Consider the following 17,756-nt stretch of genomic DNA (forward strand, 5'->3'; position numbering starts at 1 on the left):
GCACTAGTCATGCGCCCGGGGATCCAGCAGGCTCGTGCTGAAATCGCACGCCTGCGCCGCGAGCCTGACGATCTCGGCGGTCAGCGACTGCGCGCGTTCGGCGCGATGCAGCGCGACGTAGCGAACCGGCGGCAGCGCCGGCTGCGTGCGCACGATCTCCAGCGCGTCGCACGCGACGAGGTGTGCCACGCACGCCTTCGGCAGATAGCTGATGCCGAGGCCCGACAGCGTCAGACCGATCTGCGCGAGCAGGCTGTTGCTCGAGAGCACGCGCTGGATCGCGACGCCGTGTTCCTGCAGAAAGCGTGTGTACAGGTGCCCGGTGCCCGACAGGTTCCCCTGCAGGATCAGCGGAAACCGCGCGATGTCCTGCAACCCTAGGGCGGCGCGGGATGCCGGCATGAATCCGGCCGCGCACATCCACGCGTTGTCGACCTCGCCGACCACCGTCGCCGTAAACGCGTCCGTCGCATGAATCTGCGGGACCACGATCAGGTCGATCGTATCGGCCGCGAGCCGGTCGCGCAGCGTCGCGGTCAGGTCCACCTCCGCTTCCACGTGCACGCGCGGATACGCGGCCTGGATCGCCGCGATCAGGCGCGGCAGCCACGTCAGCGCGGTCAGCTCGGTCACGCCGATCCGGACATGCCGCACCAGCGCTTCCTTCGAACTCATCCGCTCGACCACGCGGTCGCGCTGTTCGAGCAATGTCTTCGCATGGTCGAACAGCTCGGCGCCCTTGTCGGTGAGCCGCGCGCTGCGATGCGCGCGATCGAACACGGTCAGGTCGAACGCGCGTTCGAGTTCCTGGATCCGCTTCGAGACGGCCGACTGTGTCGTGTTCAGGCGCGTCGCGGCTGCGTCGAACGAGCCGAGCTGCACGATCCAGTACACCGCTTCCATCTGCTTGAACGTCAGCATCGCGGGTCACTCGATAGATGAATAAAAGCGATATGTTCTCATGTCAAAAAATCGCTTTTTTTACATATTTAGGCTGTTTAAGGTGCTCCCGTTGCGTCGCCTGGCGAGTGCGTTCATCAGAAAGCGCGCCGCATCGCACCCAGCGTTCAATCGAACCCCCATTTCATGGAGATTGCATGGACACCGTCATCGATTCCCCGCCCGTCTCAGTCGCGGCCCGCAAGCCGCGCGTCGGGCTCGCATGGCAGATCGTCATCGGCCTCGTCATCGGCATCGCGACCGGGCTCGTGCTGAACCGGTTTCCGCAACTGCGCGACACGGCCGTGTCCGGGTTGCTGCAGCCGGCCGGCGACATCTTCATCAAGCTGGTGCGAATGATCGTCGTGCCGATCGTGTTCACGAGCATGGTGATCGGCATCGCCGGCGTGGGCGACGGCAAGTCGCTCGGCCGCCTCGGCATCAAGACGCTGTTCTATTTCGAGGTGATCACGACGATCGCGATCGTGCTCGGGCTCGTGATCGGCAACGTGCTGCAGCCGGGCGTCGGCACCGACATGTCGCAACTCGGGCACACCGACATTTCCCGTTACCAGCAGACCACGCAACAGGTGCAGCAGGCGCACCACGGGCTGATGGCGCTGGTGCTCGGCATCATCCCGGACAACATCGTCGCGTCGATGGCGAAGGGCGACCTGCTGCCGGTGATCTTTTTCTCGCTGCTGTTCGGGCTCGGGCTGCAGTCGGTGCCGGAAGAACATCGCAAGCCGGTGCTCGCGATGCTCAAGGGCATCGCCGATGCGATGTTCAAGGTGACGAACATGGTGATGCGCTATGCGCCGGTCGGCGTGTGCGCGCTGATCGCGGTGACCGTTTCCAGCTTCGGCTTCGGCTCGCTGCTGCCGCTGCTGAAACTCGTCGCCGTTACTTACTTCGCGATCCTGCTGTTCGCGATCGCCGTGCTCGGCGTGACCGCGCGACTGTTCGGGTTCCGCATCCTGACGCTACTGCGCGTGATCAAGGACGAGCTGATCATCGCGTTCTCGACCTGCAGCTCGGCGACCGTGCTGCCGCAGTTGATGAAAAAGATGGAGGACTACGGCGTGCCGAAGAGCATCACGACGTTCGTCGTGCCGACCGGCTACACGTTCAATCTCGACGGCGCGTCGATCTATCTCGGCATCGGCACGCTGTTCGTCGCGCAGCTCTATGGCGTGCATCTCGGCTGGCAGCAGCAGGTGCTGCTGACGCTGACCATGGTCGTCACGTCGAAGGGCGCGGCCGGCGTGCCGGGCTTCATGTTCGTGATCATGCTCGCGACGCTCGCGAGCGCCGGGTTGCCGCTCGAAGGGCTCGCGTTCATCGCTGGCGTCGACCGGATCATGGACATGGGCCGCACCGCGCTGAACGTGGTCGGCAACGCGCTCGCGCCGCTCGTCATCGCGAAATGGGAAGGCCGGTACGACGCGGAGAAGGGCCGCGCGTACGTCGAATCGCTGCGCGGCTGAACGCCGACATGCACGTATCGCACAACAATCCGAAGCAAACAGGAGCATCGAAGATGAGCAGTCCCCGTGGCGCACTTTTTCCCGACGCGTTGATGCAGCAGATCAAGTCGCGCTTTCATCACGTCGATCGCGACGTCGACGGCCGCGAGCGGCTGTTCTTCGACAACGCGGGCGGGTCGTTCCGGTTGAAGGCCGCGGTCGACGCGTATGCGCGGATCGATGCGCTGCCCGATTGCCCGGAGCGCATTCATGCACGCGCGCTCGATCTGCAGGCGATCCAGTCGCGCGGCGAGGACGACGTGCGCACGATCCTGAACGCGCAGGGCGGCACCGTGTATGCGTCGCTGACCGCGTCGGGCGCGATGTTCGACATGGTGCGCGCGATCATGGAGAACGTGCCGGGCACCAACGTGGTGACGACCGTGCTCGAGCATCCGTCGTCCTACGATGCGATGACGGTTTACGCGGAACGGACCGGCAAGACGCTGCGCATCGCGCCGAGCAATCCGGAGACCGGCGGCGTGGACGTCGACGCGATCGTGGCGCTGGTCGACGCGGACACCGCGCTGCTCAGCGTGATGGCGGCGTCGAACATCTCCGGCGCGAAATTCGACATCGAGACGATCGTCGCGCGGGCGAGAGAGAAGAAACCCGATCTGTTCATCGTCGTCGACGCGGTCCAGCATGCGCCGCACGGGATCATCGATTTGCAGCGCACGCCGGTCGACGGGATCAACTTCGCGCCGTACAAGTTCTTCGGATGCCGCGGCTCGGGCATGTCGTGGCTGTCGCCGCGCGCGGCGGCGTTGCCGCATCACCGGCTCGCGGCGAAGGAGAACGGCGTATGGGAACTCGGCAGCCCGGCGCCCGCACAGTTCGCGGTCGTGTCGGCGATCGTCGATTACGTGACGTGGATCGGCCGGTATTTCATCGATTCGGACGACCGGCGCACGCTGTTCGTCGAGGGCATGCACCGGATCGAGCTGCATGAACGCGCGCTGCTGGCCGCGTTGCTCGACGGCTTGCGCGCGATCGACGGCGTCGACGTGTATTGGGATCATGACGACCTGACGCAGCGCGACCTGATCGTCGGGATCGGCTTCGCGCATCTCGAACCGACGCAGGCGGTGCGGGAATACGAGGAGCGTGGCGTGATCGTCTATGAGCGCGTCGCATCGAGCCTGTATTCGGGCCGAATGCTGAAATCGCTCGGGCTTGGCGGCGCGGTGCGGATCTCGCCGCTCCATTGTCATGCGCCGGACGATATCGCGCGGTTCGTCGCGATCACCGAAGCGCTCGCGGCGCAGCGCTGATTGACGGCACGACCCGGAGCATCCGGGCCGTGTCGCATTGGGCGCGGTTGTCGATCAGCCTGCCGGCGCGACCGATGCACCCGTGATGCCGTGCCGGCGCAGCGAATCGGCGACGAAGCCCGACGCCTTCATGTCCTCGACGAATGCGGCCAGTGCGGCGGCGGCCGCGTCGCCGCGGCTCTTCGGCACGCCCATCGCCTGCCGGATCACCATGAAGCGCTCGTCGAGCAGGCGCAGGCCCTGCGTTTTCGCGGCATCGGTTTCGAGCTGCTGCTTCACGCCGGCCGCCACTTCCAGCTTTTGCTCGACGAACGTCGGCACGACGGCCTGCGACGTCGGCGCACGCACGATCTGCGCGGCTTTCAGTTCGCGGGTGAGGAACAGGTCGTACGCGCTGCCCTTGCCGACGGCCACGCGGTTATGCGGCTGGTCGACGTCCGCGTTGGTACGGATCGGCGACGCATCCGGCACGAGATAGAAGCCTTCGATCAGCACGTACGGCGCGGTGAACGCGACCGTTTCGCCGCGCAGCGGATCGACCGCGAAGAAGCCGAAATCGGCGCGCTCGTCGCTCAGCGCCTGCACCGATTTGCCGGCGGCGTCGAATACGACGAGTTCCAGATCGGCCGACAGGCGCTCGGCGAAGGCACGGGCGAGGTCGATCGATACGCCGAACGGCTCGCCCGTTGCCGGGTCGCGGTTCGCGAGGATCGGGTTGCCGAGGTTGATCGATGCGCGGACCTTGCCGGTGGGCGTGAAGGCGGAGACGACAGCAGGAGCGATGGGCATGGGCGGACTCGCGGGAGGCGTAGGGTTGGTCGGGTGACGGGATGCGCGACGGCGCGCCGATGTCGAGCTTATCACCCGGACGTTGGGTGGAGCGTGTCGCCCGGCGTGCCGGTGCGATCGGGCCGGGCGCACCGTGGCGACGGGGCGGCGCGCGATAGAGCGGGAGACGCTGCGCCAGCGTCGATGGCGCAGTGCATCGACGATCGGCGACAGGGCCGGCGACGCCTCCGTACTTTGCTTTTTCGTGAGAACCGCGCGCGATCTGTCGTGCGCACGGCTGTTTCCGGCAGCCCGTCGCGGGGGAACGAAGCACCGATAGCAAGACGCCCGTGATGTGGGAAAGCGCGTCGTTCACGGGCGTACGGAGGCTACCGCTGCGCCACCGCGCTCGTTTCCCGCCAGCCGCCGCCCAGCACCTTGTACAGCGTGATGAGATTGGACTGCTTGGCGAGCATGTCCGTGACCAGTTGCTGTTGTGCGGCGTAGAGCGTGCGCTGCGCGTCGAGCAGGGTCAGGAAGCTGTCGGTGCCGCTGCGGTAGCGTGCCTGCGCGAGGTCGTAGTACTGCTGCGCGGAGTTGACGTAGTCGCGGTCCGCGGCTACCTGGGTGACGTACGTCGTGCGTCCCGCGAGTGCATTCGACACTTCCTTGAACGCCGTCTGGATGGCCTTTTCATAGTTGGCGATGTCGATGTCCTTCTCGACTTTCGCCACGTCCAGCGTGGCGCGGTTGTAGCCGAAATCGAAGAGAGGCACCGAGAGGGTCGGCGCAAACGTCCACGCCCCCGTGCCGGCCTTGAACAGGCTCGAGAGGCTGCCGCTCGTGGTGCCCGCGGAAGCCGTCAGCTCGATCTTCGGAAAGAACGCGGCGCGCGCCGCGCCGATGTTGGCGTTGGCGGCCTTCAGCGTGTGCTCGGCTTCGACGATGTCGGGCCGGCGCGCGAGCAGATCCGACGGCACGCCTTCGCCGATGTCCGCAAACGTGTTCTCGCTTTCCATCAGTGAAGGGCCCTGCGGCAGATCGTCGGGCAGCGGCGCACCGATTTCGGCCACCAGGTTGTTGCGGTCCTGCGCGACCGCACGCGTGTACGAGGCGAGACTCGACCGCGCGCTCGCCAGTGAATTTTCGGCCTGGCGCACGTCCTGCAGCGACGCGCTGCCCATTTTCATCATGTTCACCGTGAGGTCGTAGGTGTGCTGGTCCGCATCCACGGTGTTCTGCGTGATCTGCAACGACGTCTCGTCGGAGAGCAGTTGCAGATAGTCGGTGGCGACGGTCGCGATCAGGCTGATCTGCGTGCTGGTGCGCGCGGCGTCCGTGGCGAGGTACTGCTCCAGTGCCTGACGCTTGAGGCTGCGCAGGCGGCCGAAGAAGTCGATTTCCCATGATGTGAGGCCCACGCTCGCGCTGCTCGAACTGTATGCGCTCGTGGAGCCGGCCACGCGTTCGCGCGTGACCGAGCCGGATGCGTTGATGGCCGGTCCGACGTTGGCGCGCGCAATGCGGTACTGCGCTTCGTACTGCGCGACGTTGAGCGCGGCCACGCGCATGTCGCGGTTGTTCGCGAGCGCGAGTTCGATCAGCTTTTGCAGTCGCGGATCCTTGAAGAAGTCGCGCCAGCCGAGGTCGGCTCCCGGCGGTGCCGCAGCCGTGCTCTGCGCGGCCTTCGGCTGCGCCAGCGGGGGCACGGTGGACCAGGTGTTGTCGACCGGTGCGGCCGGCCTTTGGTACGTCGGGTCCAGCGTGCAGCCTGCCAGCACGCCCGCGCAAACAAGGGCGATCAGTGTGCGTTTCATGCGTTGCCCTCGTTGATGTCGGCGGAGTCCGTGGTGTGGCCGTGTTCGTTGAACAGCCTGCGCACCACGACGAAGAAGACCGGTACGAAGAAGATGGCGAGCACCGTGGCCGCGATCATGCCGCCCGTCACGCCCGTGCCGATGGCGTGGCGTGCGCCGGCGCCGGCACCCGTACTGATGACGAGCGGCAGCACGCCGAACACGAACGCGAGCGAAGTCATGAGAATGGGGCGCAGCCGCATGTGGGCGGCTTCGAGTACGGCGTCCACGAGGCTGTGCCCCTGCGCCTGCAGATCCTTCGCGAACTCGACGATCAGGATGGCGTTCTTCGTGGACAGACCGACAGTGGCCAGCAATCCCACCTTGAAATAGATGTCGTTCGAGAGCCCGCGCCCATGAGCGGCGAGTAACGCGCCCAGCACACCGAGCGGCACGACGAGCAGCACCGCAAGCGGAATCGACCAGCTTTCGTAGAGGCCCGCAAGGCACAGGAACACGACGACGAGCGAGATCGCATAGAGCACCGTGGCTTGCGAGCCGGCCTGCTTCTCCTGATACGACTGCCCCGTCCATTCCACGGCGAAGCCGGGCGGCAGTTTGCGCGCAAGCTGTTCGACTGCCGTCATCGCCTCGCCGGTGCTCACGCCGGGCCGCGTGGCGGCCGACATGCCCGCGGCGAGCTGCCGGTTGTAGCGCTCGATCTGTGGCGGCCCGAACGTCCAGTGGCTCTTTGCGAACGACGAGAAGGGCACCATCGTGGCGTCGTAGCCTGTCGTGCTCGTGGTGGTGCTCGAAGACGATAAGGATGACGAACTCGACGAACTGCCGCTTGCCTTCACATACCAGTCGCCAAGGTCGGCAGGCATCATGCGATACGGCGCGTCCGACTGCACGTAGACTTTCTGCACGCGCCCCGTGTCGATGTAGTTGTTCACGTAGGACGAACCGAACGCGGTCTGCAGCGTGTCGTTGACGTCGGAGATGGCAAGCCCCAGCGCGTTGGCTTTTTCGCGGTCGATGTCCACCTGCAGCTGCGGGGTGTCTTCAAGGCCGGACGGGCGCACCATCGCGAGCGTCGGTTCCTTCGACGCCATGCCGAGAAACTGGTTGCGCACCGCGAGCAGCTTGTCGTGGCCTGCGCCGCCGCGGTCTTCTATCTCGAAGTCGAGGCCGCTTTGCGTACCCAGTTCCTGAATGGCGGGCGGATTCAGCACGAAGATCCGCGCGTCGCGATTGCCGGCGAAATGCTGGTTGGCGCGCGCGATGATGGCCGACGCGCTGTCGCGCGAACCGCGCAGGCTCCAGTCCTTGAGCGTCACGAACGCGATGGCGTTGTTCTGCCCCTGGCCGTTGAAGCTGAAGCCGTTGATGGCGATGACCTGCTTGACGCCAGGCTCGTCTTTCAGCACGTACTGCTCCACGGCCTCCACCGTCTTCAGCGTGCGCGAGGCCGGCGTGCCCGCGGGCGCGCTGATCGACACGATGAAGTAGCCCTGGTCTTCGTCAGGCAGGAACGAGGAGGGCAACGTGACGTAGAGCAACGCCACGACGCCGGCGATCGCGCCGTAGAGAAGCATGTAACGCGCGGGTCGCGCGACCACGCGAGCGAGCGAGGAACTGTAGCCCGCATTGCTCTTGGCGAACCACCGGTTGAACCAGCCGAAGAAGCCGCGCTTTTCGTGGTGCTCCACGTCGGCGCGCTTGAGCAGCGTGGCGCACAGCGCCGGCGTGAGCGTAAGCGCGAGCATGACCGACAGCAGCATCGCCGAGACGATGGTGATGGAGAACTGCCGGTAGATCGCGCCCGTGGAGCCCGCGAAGAACGCCATCGGAATGAAGACGGCGGTGAGCACGGTGGTCACGCCGACCAGGGCGCCGGTAATCTGTCCCATCGCCTTGTGCGTGGCTTCCTTCGGGCCGAGCTTCTCCTCGCTCATGATGCGCTCGACGTTTTCCACCACCACGATGGCGTCGTCCACGAGCAGGCCGATGGCGAGCACCATCGCGAACATCGATAGTACGTTGATCGAAAAACCGATCATCGACATCACACCGAACGTGCCGAGCAGCGCAACGGGCACCACGATGGTCGGAATCAGCGTGGCGCGCACGTTCTGCAGGAACAGGTACATCACGAGGAAGACCAGTACGACTGCTTCGAACAGCGTCTTCACGACCTCTTCGATCGAGATGCGAACGAACGGCGTGGTGTCGTACGGATAACTGATCGCGACGTCCTTCGGCAATTGCAGCTGGATCTCGGCGAGCTTCGCGCGCACGGCGTTGGCTGCGTCCAGCGCGTTGGCGCCGGTGGCGAGCTTGATGGCGAGCGCGGATGCCGGCTTGCCGTTCAGACGCGACGAGGTGTCGTAGCTGTCGCCGCCCACCTCCACGCGCGCCACGTCCTTCAGCAGCACGCGCGAGCCGTCGCTGTTCACGCGCAGCAGGATACTGGCGAACTGGTCGGCGGTCGTCAGCAGACTCGACGAGCGGATGGTCGCGTTGATGGCCTGCGAATCCGTTGCCGGCGAGCCGCCGACCTGCCCCGTGGAAAGCTCGACGTTCTGGTTCGTGATGGCCGTGGTCACGTCGGAGGGCGTGAGTCCGAAGCTGTGCAGCTTCACCGGGTTGAGCCAGATGCGCATGGCGTGCTGCGCGCCGAACAGCGTTACGTCGCCCACGCCGTTCAACTGCGCGAGCGGATCTTCGATCCGGGTCGCGATGATGTTGCCGAGATCCACCGAATTCCAGGTGCCGCCCGGCGACGAGAGCGCGACGATCATGAGGAAGCTCGTCGACGCCTTCGCTACCTGCACACCTTGCTCCTGCACCGTTTGGGGCAGGGTAGGCGTGGCCTGCGTCACCTTGTTCTGCACCTGTACCTGCGCGATGTCGGGATTCGTTCCGGGATTGAACGTCAGCGTGATGGTGGCCTGTCCGGCGGAACTGCTCGTGGACGACATGTACAGCACGTTGTCGATGCCGCTCAGCTTCTGCTCGATCACCTGGGTCACGGTTGCAGCGACGGTGTCGGCGGAGGCGCCGGGGTAAGTGGCCGTCACCTGCACCGAGGGCGGCGCGATGGTGGGGTACTGCGCGACGGGAAGACTCGTGACCGCCGCCGCGCCCACCAGCATGATGACGATGGCCATGACCCACGCGAGAATGGGACGCTTGATGAAGAACTCTGCCATGCCGTTCTCCGCCTAGCGTTGTGCCGACACGGTCGAGGCCGTGTCTGTCGCGGGTGGTGCAGATGCCGCGCTCGCCTGCGTCTGCGGCGTATCGGCCGCCACCTTGACCGGCGCGCCCACATGCATGCTCTGCAGGCCGCTCACGATCACGCGGTCGCCGGTGTGCAGGCCTGAGGTCACGATCCATTGGTCTCGGAATGCGTTGTCGGCCGTGACTTGCACTTGCCGCGCGTTGCCGGCCGCATCCACGAGGTAGACGCTCGCCTTGCCGTCTGACGCGCGCGTCACGGCCATCTGCGGCACGAGTATCGCGTGGTCGTTCTCGCCTTCTTCCAGGCGGGCGCGCACGAACATGCCGGGCAGCAATTCGCGTTCGGGGTTCGGGAACGTGCTGCGCAGCGTGACCGAACCCGTGGTGGCGTCCACCGTGACGCCGGAGAACTGCAGCGCGCCTGGGTGGGCGTATTCGGTGCCGTCTTCCATCACGAGCGTGACGGCGGCGCTGTCGCTGCCCGTCTTCTTCAGGCGCCCGGAAGCGAAGGCCTTGCGAAGCCTCAGCCATTCCGTGCTGGGGCGCGTGACGTCGAGGTACATCCGGTCGAACGCCTGGATGGTGGCGAGCGCGGTGGTCTGGTTCGAGGTGACGAGCGCGCCTTCCGTCACGGTCGATGCGCCGATGCGTCCGGAGATGGGCGCACGCACGCGCGTGTATTCGAGGTTCACGCGCGCGGATTCGAGCGCTGCCTCGTCGGCCGTGACGTTCGCGGCGTCTTCGCGAACCGCGGCGACGGCATCGTCGTAGTCCTGCTTGCTCACGGCGTTGATCTTCACGAGTTCGGTGAAGCGGTCCGCTTTCGTCTTCGCCGAAGCCAGCGTGGCGCGGGCGTTTTCCAGCGTGCCGCGCGCCTGGTCGTAGGCAGCCTGGTAGGTGGCCGGATCGATCTGGTAGAGCACCTGGCCCGCCTTCACGTCGCCGCCTTCCACGAACAGGCGCTTGCGGATGATGCCGCTCACCTGCGGTCGCACGTCGGAGACCTTCTGCGAGGAAAGGCGGCCGGAGAGTTCGGTGGTTTCGACGATGCGCTGCGGTGCGAGCGAGAGCACGCCCACCTGTGCGGTCTGCGCGGCGAAGCCGCCGGGCGGTGCGCCGGTTTGCCTGTTGCAGCCGGCGGTTCCGACTATCGCAAGTATCGAGAGTGCGGCAAATAGCTGGCGCGGCCTGCACGTCATGGGGCGGCGCGCGGGGTTCGGGAGAATGGGCGTCTTCATTTTTGACCTGTTTGGACATCGCGATGTCGCGCGATGCGAGAACGGGACGGCACCGGACGCTTCAGGGGTACCTCGGCGGTACCGGTGCTGGACAAGGCGTAACGCTACCGACGGCGCATTTTTTTGTGCTTACGGAAACTTACTGTCCAGTGAAGTGCCCCGACAGGGAAAAGAGAATCGGGCTTTCGGTGTACGTAATACCCGCGCGGCCCGGCCCTTGTGCCGGTTCCGTTAGCGATCGCAAATCACAGTAATATTCCGAAAGCCAGTCAGGTCGTATCCGGGCTACCATCATTGCGTCCTCACGCCGCCCTGAATACCTGAAATGCACCCACCTTCCATCCCCGACTCCGCGCCGCAAGTCCTGCTGGTCGACGACGATGCGGAACTGCGCGACCTGCTGCGCAGGTTCTTCCAGCAGCGCGGCATCGAGTTCTCCGTTCTGCACGACGCAACGAATCTCGCGCGGCGGCTGGAGCGCGAACGGCCGGCCATCGTCGTGCTGGACCTCATGATGCCGGGCGTGGATGGCCTCACCGCGCTCAAGCAACTGCGCGCGAGCGGCGACACGATTCCCGTCATCATGCTGACCGCGCGCGCCGAAGGCATTGACCGCGTGCTCGGGCTCGAACTCGGGGCAGACGACTATCTGGGCAAGCCGTTCATGCCACAGGAACTGCTCGCGCGCATCCAGGCAGTGCTGCGCCGCCAAGGGCCACCGAGAACCACGGCGGTGCGGGAGAAGCCCACCCCGTGCCGGTTCGGCCGCTTCGAACTGGATTTCTCGACGCGCACGCTGCTGTGCGAAGGCACGCCCGTGAAGCTCACTGGCGGCGAATACGCGCTGCTCGAGGTGCTGGCCTCGCACCCCATGGAAACGCTTTCGCGTACGCGGCTCATCGAATTGCTCCACGGTCCGGACGCAGAAGTGACCGAGCGCGGGATCGACGTGCCGGTATGGCGCCTGCGCCGCCTGATCGAGGACGACCCGTCCAATCCCCGACGGCTGCAAACCGTGCGCGGGATCGGCTACATGTTCATTCCCGACCACCCGGCCGATGAAGAATCCGCTTGATACGATGTTCGGCCGGCTCGTCATCACCACGGTGGGCCTGCTGGTGCTGGTTCATCTTACGTCGCTGCTGTTGATCGAGCGAACGCGCGCGAGCCTCGCCGCCTTCCATATTTCGCGCGTCGTGGAGGTTGCCGCCAGCATGGGCGGGCAGGGCAGCGACAGCGAGCGGTCCGGGGCGGACATCCTCGGTATTTCGTTCGTGGATCTGAAGCAATTACCGGCCGCCGACGCGCAGCGCTTTCGAGACGACACGAACGGGCCCATCGAACGACAATTGCGGCACGTGCTGCCGCCGGGCACTCACGTGGCAATGGACGACGACGGCACGCTGCGCGTGCTCCGCGCGGGCAGCACGCGTGGCATCGTGCTGCCGCGAGCCGAGGTGCCGCTGAGCCGTTTCACCGGGGCGCTGGCGTTGACGCTGATGTTCGCTATCGGGGTTGCCGTCGTGCTTGCCTGGCAATTGAATCGCCCCATCCGCGATCTTGCCGCAGCCGCGCGCGAATATCGCACCGGCCACCACCTGAACATCGTGCACAAGCGCGGGCCGCGCGAGTTGCGCGAGCTGATCGGCGATTTTAACGACATGACCGGCGAGCTGGCCGTGGCCGAGCGAGAGCGCGCCGTGATGCTGGCAAGTATCGCGCACGACCTGCGCACACCGATCACACGCATGCAGGTGCGGGCAGACCTGCTGAGCGATCGTGGCGATCGCGAGGGTTTTCTGCGCGATACCGAGTCCATGTCGCGTGTCATCACGCAGTTTCTCGACTTTGCGCGCGAGATTCCCGAAGGTTCGCCGCAGATCAGCGTGGACACGCATTGCCGTCGCGATTACACCGACGCGCTGAGTCCGAGCGGCGACGCGCACCGAGATGCGCTCGTCACGCTCGATCTTCACGCGGGGCCCGACTTCATGCTACCCGCGGTCGATATCGACCGCACGCTCTCGAATCTCGTCGAAAATGCGCTGACCTACGGCGAGCCGCCCGTGGAGATCGCCACGCGAGCGCGTGGCGAGCACTACGAACTCGTGGTGCGAGACCACGGGCCCGGCGTATCCGAGCCTGATCTGGATCGCGTGCTGCGTCCGTTTGTCCGGCTCGATCCCGCTCGCGGCGGCACCTCGCACAGCGGCCTTGGCCTGGCCATCGTTCACCGCCTCGTTCGCCATCACGGCGGCACGCTGCAAATTTCCAACGCGGCAGACGGCGGGCTTGTCATAGCGATGAGGTTTCCGAAGCGCAGCGCCGCGCAATGAAGCCCGCACGCGGTGACGAGACCCGTTTGCGCGCGCCGCCAAGGTCGGCAACGCGACACAAATAGCCACGCTTGCCAACGTAACGTGCCCGAAAGTATTCCGAGACCGACCCTGCCGCCGCCAAGCTCAGTTCGTCGATGCTCTCATCGGCCACCTGCGGCCAGCTAAACGACGGCCTGCGAATTGACATCGTTGCTTCGCAGAAACAGAACCTAGTACATTTTTCGGGGCGGCAGCAGGCGCTTTGCTCGCAAGCGCTGCCGGGCAACGGCGCTGGCCTTTTTCCGCTTGCGCTCCGTCGTGGGCTTCTCGTAGCCGGTGCGAGCGCGCAACTCGCGAATCAGCCCGGTTTTCTCGATGTCACGCCGGAATCGCCGAAGGGCGACATCGATCGGTTCGTTGAGCTTCAGCGTAATTGTCGTCATGTAGATCCTGTTGAAAACGGTTGAACGAAAAGCTAGCCGAGCCGCGTCATGACGGCGCTTGCTATCTCGTCGGATTCGAATTCCGAATATCCTGCTCCGATCGATAGCGCACGTACCGCCATGAACATGTGCAGTTCCGGTTGATGGCACATCGCTGAATCGGCGATTCTGGCGGGTACGACGGTGTCGATCCGGGTGACTTCATGTCGTCTGATCAAGCCGAGCAGTTCGTCGATGATCATTTCGTCCTCCAAAATACCGAAAAATTGCGTTGCGCCGGCGAGCATGCTTCAGCGCGCGCTCGAAAAGAACCCCTGATTGCCGTGATTGTCGTCGATGATGTTCTCGGCATAGCGCACGGACGCACGACGGGCGTCACCGGCATTGTCGAACGGGGAGGTGTCGTGCAATTGGAAAGTCTGGCTCTGCGTCAGCGTATCGGTGGTGCCGCGCAGGCAGATCTTGACTGCCGCGTCGAACCCGGCGTCGTAGTTATGCGGGGAGCCCTGCGGCGCCGCCACGTGAGGGTAAATCAATGGGTAAATCTCGAATCCACGATAGACGTGCATGCTCATGACGAACTCCTGGCGTTCGGCCACGACGAGTCGCATGGGCGAACACATCCGGCCAGTATTCCCGTCGAGGGGCGGGCCGATGGGTGAAGGGGACAACGTTGCAGCGCGAGGGAGGGGCGATGCAGCAAGCGGGCGGGTGGAGGGGCGAACGCTCAAAGAACGGCTGATCGCTCGGATGAACCCATCATACGCGCATCGTTTGCCGAGCGGTCGATTTATTCCGGGTTGGTGCAAGCACGCACCGGCACACGGTGCGACAGGCGGGTGGTCGGATCGCTGGCGCCGCGCCGGCGAGGACGTCAGAGGGTCGTCAGCAATTGCAACTGACGTTCGGTCTCGTTTCCCGCGACCAGCGAGAAGAACCCCGTCTCGCGACGTTCGACTACCGTGAGCCCTTCGCTGTCGGAGAAGCCGTTCCACGCGCTGTCGTCGACATGTGCGATCGCTCCGCGCGTTCGCGCGAATGCCAGCAGTAGCGGGCTCGCCTGACGGCGGAGCACCTGACGATCCGAATTCAGCACGTAGGGCGGCCAGCCCGCACGAAGGACCAGATAGTAAGGAATGGAGCCGGGGTCGATTGTCATTGGAGCGGTTTCGTGGGCGGGCCTGCGTTTGCCGTCCAGTTGCATTCGGAACGGTGTCGGGGAAAGCGTGCGATGGATCGACGGGAGTTCGCCGTGGCGTGCTTTCAGTGTATGCGTTGAACCGCTCGATTCGCAGAATATCGTAACGATCTGCTGCGGCGTCCGTCACGTGCATGATGACGGCATGATGCGCGGGCTCCGATGTCGTCGCGCGCGACTTCGGCGCTCACGTGATACCGGGCGTTCTGTCCATTTCCCCGATATATCGATCCGGATGGCGCTGGAGTTTTGACTGTCGTCATTGCTGTGTTCCTGCTCCACGCATCGAGTGGAGCTGTCTACCGCCAAAAGTTGTAGCGATCTCTACTGAATTGCAGTGTTCGTGACGACCCACTATGCTGCCGTCATGAATCCCGTCCCGACTTCCTGGCTCCTGTTGATCGTCAGTCTGCCGACCTCCGGTGCGACAACCCGCATGCGCATCTGGCGTACCGTCAAGGCGCTCGGCTGTGGTGCGCTGCGGGACGGCGCCTACCTGTTGCCGGCGCATGCCGAGCAGGCAGCGCAGTTGCGTGAGCTCGCCGACGAGGCCCGCAACGGCGAGGGGCAGGCGTGGTTGCTGGATGTCCGTGCGGACGATCCTGCCGACGAAGACGCGTACAAACGGCTGTTCGATCGCACGGGCGACTACGCGGCGTGGCTTGCCGAGCTTTCGGAGGCCCGCCAGACACTGCCGGGTCTGGCGGCAGCCGATCTCAATCGCCTGCAACGCCGCCACGCCCGCACGTACGAGGCCATTCGAAGCATCGATTTCTTTCCCGGCGAAACCTCGCTGCGCGCGCAGGCGCAATGGCGGGATTTCACCGCCGCGATCGAAGCGTTGCGCTCTCCCGGCGAGCCGCATGCCGCTCAACGCGGCATCCCGCGTCGCGACCCTGCGCAATATCAGGGCAGGCTGTGGGCGACGCGCCGTCACCTGTGGGTGGATCGCGTCGCCAGCGCGTGGCTGATTCGGCGTTTCATCGATCCGCATGCGCGCTTCGTGTGGCTGGACAACCTCGCCGATTGTCCGGTTGACGCGCTGGGCTTCGATTTCGACGGCGCCCCGTTCACGCATGTGGGCGATCGCGTGTCGTTCGAGGTCCTGATCGCGAGCTTTGGACTCGACGACAACGCGGGCCTCGTCCGGTTGGGCGCCATGGTGCATGCGCTGGACGTGGGCGGCGCCACCGTGCCGGAAGCAGGCGGATTCGAGGCCATTCTCGCGGGTGCCCGCAAGCGTGTTGCCGACGACGATGCGCTCCTGATGGAGATCGGCGCCGTACTCGATTCGTTGTACGTGCATTTCCGTGGCAATCGAAACCCCTGACCTTTCTGCGCGCCTCGACATGAATACACATCGCGACCGCCCGGCCTATACGCTGTGGCAACTGACCCGGTACTTCGCGTGGCTCGGCGCGACCGGTTTCGGCGGGCCCGTCGCGCTCGCCGGCTACATGCATCGGGATCTCGTGGACACGCGCGGATGGATCGCGGACGCGGACTACAAGGAGGGCCTCGCGCTCGCGCAGCTCGCCCCCGGCCCGCTTGCCGCGCAACTGGCGATCTATCTCGGCTACGTGCACTACCGGATCGTCGGCGCCACGCTGGTCGGGATCGCGTTCGTACTGCCTTCGTTTCTGATGGTGGTGCTGCTCGGCTATGCGTACACGCGATTCGGCGGCCTGACGTGGATGCAATCGGTGTTCTACGGCGTCGGCGCGGCGGTGATCGGCATCATCGCGATCAGCGCGCGCAAGCTGACCGCGAAAAGCATCGGTCACGACAAGCTGCTGTGGGCGATCTATCTCGCGCTGGTTGCCGTGACGGTGATCACCGAATCGGAAGCGGCGTGGCTGTTTCTCGCGGCGGGCCTGGTCGTCTGGTTCACGCGTGCGCCGCCCGGGTGGTTGCGCCAGCGGCGCGTCGATGCGGCCGTGGCGTTGCCCGTCTCCGCCACCGGGGCATGGCTCGGTATCGTCGACTGGCCGCAGTTCGCGCAACTCGCCGCGTTCTTTGCGAAGGCCGGCGCCTTCGTGTTCGGCTCGGGGCTCGCGATCGTGCCGTTCCTCTATGGCGGCGTGGTCACCGAGCACCATTGGCTCAACGAGAAGCAGTTCGTCGATGCGGTGGCCGTCGCGATGATCACGCCGGGCCCGGTCGTCATCACGGTGGGCTTCATCGGCTATCTGGTGGCGGGGCTGCCGGGCGCATGCGTGGCGGCGGCCGGCACGTTCCTGCCGTGCTACCTGTTCACCGTGTTGCCGGCGCCGTACTTCAAGAAGTACGGCAGGCTGCCGGCGATCCTGGCATTCGTCGACGGCGTGACGGCCGCGGCCGTCGGCGCGATCACGGGGTCGGTGATCGTGCTGGCCCGACGTTCGATCGTCGATGTGCCCACCGCCTTGATGGCGCTCGCGGCGATCGTGCTGCTGGTCAGGTTCAAGAAGCTGTCGGAGCCGGTGGTCGTGGGCGGGGCCGCCGCGATCGGCCTGATCGTGTACCCGCTGCTGCATCACTGACCGTGGAGGCCGCCATGCAATGGATTACGCGACAACGCCCGAAAATCGACCGGGTTGCCTGCCCCTGGCTCATTGCCCGTTTTATCGATGAGACGCCCGAATTTCTGTACGTCCCGCCGGGCGACGTGCTGCGGATCGCCAACGAGACCGGTGCGATTCCGTACGACATTCCGGGCGTGGAATTGACGCACGTCGGCGAGCAATGCAGTTTCGATGCGTTTCTCGACAAGTATGGTCTGGCCGACGATCGGGCGCTGCAGCACATGGCCCGTATCATTCGCGGCGCGGATACGTCGCGGCTCGATCTGACGCCGCAATCCAGCGGGCTTTATGCGATTTCGCTCGGACTGTCGGACATGTTTTCCGACGATCACGACATGCTCGAGCATGGTCTGGTGATGTACGACGCGCTGTATGCGTGGTGCCGGCATTGCCAGGCCGAAGGCCATGCGTGGCCGCCGAGGATGGCGGAGTGACGACGCGGAGAA

At 65.2% G+C, this 17,756-nt stretch carries 16 protein-coding genes; 7 read left to right on the forward strand and 9 right to left on the reverse strand.

Annotated features, from left to right (window positions below):
- Positions 1 to 3: 3 nt before the first annotated feature.
- Positions 4 to 921: a LysR family transcriptional regulator gene (locus HWX07_RS06470; RefSeq protein WP_175875666.1), complete on the reverse strand. Its 918-nt coding sequence runs from the start codon at positions 919 to 921 to the stop codon at positions 4 to 6.
- Between the two features lie 176 nt (positions 922 to 1,097).
- Here HWX07_RS06470 and gltP point away from each other — a divergent pair, with 176 nt between their 5' ends.
- The gene (gene gltP / locus HWX07_RS06475; RefSeq protein ID WP_175875667.1) at positions 1,098 to 2,426 is read left to right on the forward strand and encodes a glutamate/aspartate:proton symporter GltP; all 1,329 of its coding nucleotides are present in this window, start codon (positions 1,098 to 1,100) and stop codon (positions 2,424 to 2,426) included.
- 53 nt (positions 2,427 to 2,479) lie between these two features.
- The gene (locus HWX07_RS06480; RefSeq protein WP_175875668.1) at positions 2,480 to 3,739 is read left to right on the forward strand and encodes an aminotransferase class V-fold PLP-dependent enzyme; all 1,260 of its coding nucleotides are present in this window, start codon (positions 2,480 to 2,482) and stop codon (positions 3,737 to 3,739) included.
- 54 nt (positions 3,740 to 3,793) lie between these two features.
- Here HWX07_RS06480 and HWX07_RS06485 read toward each other — a convergent pair whose 3' ends face one another.
- From HWX07_RS06485 to HWX07_RS06500, 4 genes are all read right to left on the reverse strand, one after another.
- Positions 3,794 to 4,528, reverse strand: a complete 735-nt coding sequence (locus HWX07_RS06485; protein WP_012336978.1) for an ABC transporter substrate-binding protein — start codon at positions 4,526 to 4,528, stop codon at positions 3,794 to 3,796.
- Between the two features lie 368 nt (positions 4,529 to 4,896).
- The gene (locus HWX07_RS06490) at positions 4,897 to 6,324 is read right to left on the reverse strand and encodes an efflux transporter outer membrane subunit (RefSeq protein ID WP_012336977.1); all 1,428 of its coding nucleotides are present in this window, start codon (positions 6,322 to 6,324) and stop codon (positions 4,897 to 4,899) included.
- Positions 6,321 to 9,518, reverse strand: a complete 3,198-nt coding sequence (locus HWX07_RS06495) for an efflux RND transporter permease subunit (protein WP_175875669.1) — start codon at positions 9,516 to 9,518, stop codon at positions 6,321 to 6,323. Before HWX07_RS06495 ends, HWX07_RS06490 begins: the two co-directional genes overlap by 4 nt.
- A gap of 12 nt (positions 9,519 to 9,530) precedes the next feature.
- Positions 9,531 to 10,787, reverse strand: coding sequence for an efflux RND transporter periplasmic adaptor subunit (locus tag HWX07_RS06500; protein WP_175875670.1), 1,257 nt, complete (start codon positions 10,785 to 10,787; stop codon positions 9,531 to 9,533).
- Between the two features lie 325 nt (positions 10,788 to 11,112).
- On the opposite strand from HWX07_RS06500, the gene HWX07_RS06505 reads away from it, so the two are divergent.
- Entirely contained in the window at positions 11,113 to 11,862 is a 750-nt protein-coding gene (locus tag HWX07_RS06505) for a response regulator (RefSeq protein WP_175875671.1), read from the forward strand.
- On the forward strand, positions 11,846 to 13,123 hold the full coding sequence (locus HWX07_RS06510; protein WP_175875672.1) for an ATP-binding protein: 1,278 nt from the start codon (positions 11,846 to 11,848) through the stop codon (positions 13,121 to 13,123). Before HWX07_RS06505 ends, HWX07_RS06510 begins: the two co-directional genes overlap by 17 nt.
- A 212-nt stretch (positions 13,124 to 13,335) precedes the next feature.
- On the opposite strand, the gene rpsU is transcribed toward HWX07_RS06510, so the two are convergent.
- The 4 genes from rpsU to HWX07_RS06530 all read right to left on the reverse strand — a co-directional run bounded on the left by rpsU (position 13,336) and on the right by HWX07_RS06530 (position 14,707).
- A complete protein-coding gene (gene rpsU, locus HWX07_RS06515; protein WP_012336972.1) occupies positions 13,336 to 13,548 on the reverse strand; it encodes a 30S ribosomal protein S21 in 213 nt (70 codons plus the stop codon).
- A gap of 32 nt (positions 13,549 to 13,580) precedes the next feature.
- On the reverse strand, positions 13,581 to 13,790 hold the full coding sequence (locus tag HWX07_RS06520; RefSeq protein ID WP_012336971.1) for a hypothetical protein: 210 nt from the start codon (positions 13,788 to 13,790) through the stop codon (positions 13,581 to 13,583).
- A gap of 48 nt (positions 13,791 to 13,838) precedes the next feature.
- Positions 13,839 to 14,123 carry a hypothetical protein gene (locus HWX07_RS06525; protein WP_041492341.1) on the reverse strand — a complete coding sequence of 95 codons (285 nt, stop codon included), beginning with the start codon at positions 14,121 to 14,123 and terminating at the stop codon, positions 13,839 to 13,841.
- Positions 14,124 to 14,422: 299 nt separating this feature from the next.
- Positions 14,423 to 14,707 (reverse strand): hypothetical protein, encoded by a 285-nt coding sequence (locus HWX07_RS06530; protein ID WP_023475151.1) that lies wholly within the window; start codon positions 14,705 to 14,707, stop codon positions 14,423 to 14,425.
- A gap of 406 nt (positions 14,708 to 15,113) precedes the next feature.
- On the opposite strand from HWX07_RS06530, the gene HWX07_RS06535 reads away from it, so the two are divergent.
- The 3 genes from HWX07_RS06535 to HWX07_RS06545 are packed head-to-tail and all read left to right on the forward strand — an operon-like array spanning position 15,114 to position 17,744.
- The gene (locus HWX07_RS06535) at positions 15,114 to 16,076 is read left to right on the forward strand and encodes a chromate resistance protein ChrB domain-containing protein (protein WP_175876141.1); all 963 of its coding nucleotides are present in this window, start codon (positions 15,114 to 15,116) and stop codon (positions 16,074 to 16,076) included.
- Between the two features lie 19 nt (positions 16,077 to 16,095).
- On the forward strand, positions 16,096 to 17,268 hold the full coding sequence (locus HWX07_RS06540; protein WP_175875673.1) for a chromate transporter: 1,173 nt from the start codon (positions 16,096 to 16,098) through the stop codon (positions 17,266 to 17,268).
- 14 nt (positions 17,269 to 17,282) lie between these two features.
- Positions 17,283 to 17,744: a chromate resistance protein ChrB domain-containing protein gene (locus tag HWX07_RS06545; protein ID WP_023475148.1), complete on the forward strand. Its 462-nt coding sequence runs from the start codon at positions 17,283 to 17,285 to the stop codon at positions 17,742 to 17,744.
- Positions 17,745 to 17,756 lie beyond the last annotated feature (12 nt).

The organism is Burkholderia sp. BCC0097, assembly GCF_902832985.1.
Taxonomy (GTDB): Bacteria; Pseudomonadota; Gammaproteobacteria; order Burkholderiales; family Burkholderiaceae; genus Burkholderia; species Burkholderia orbicola.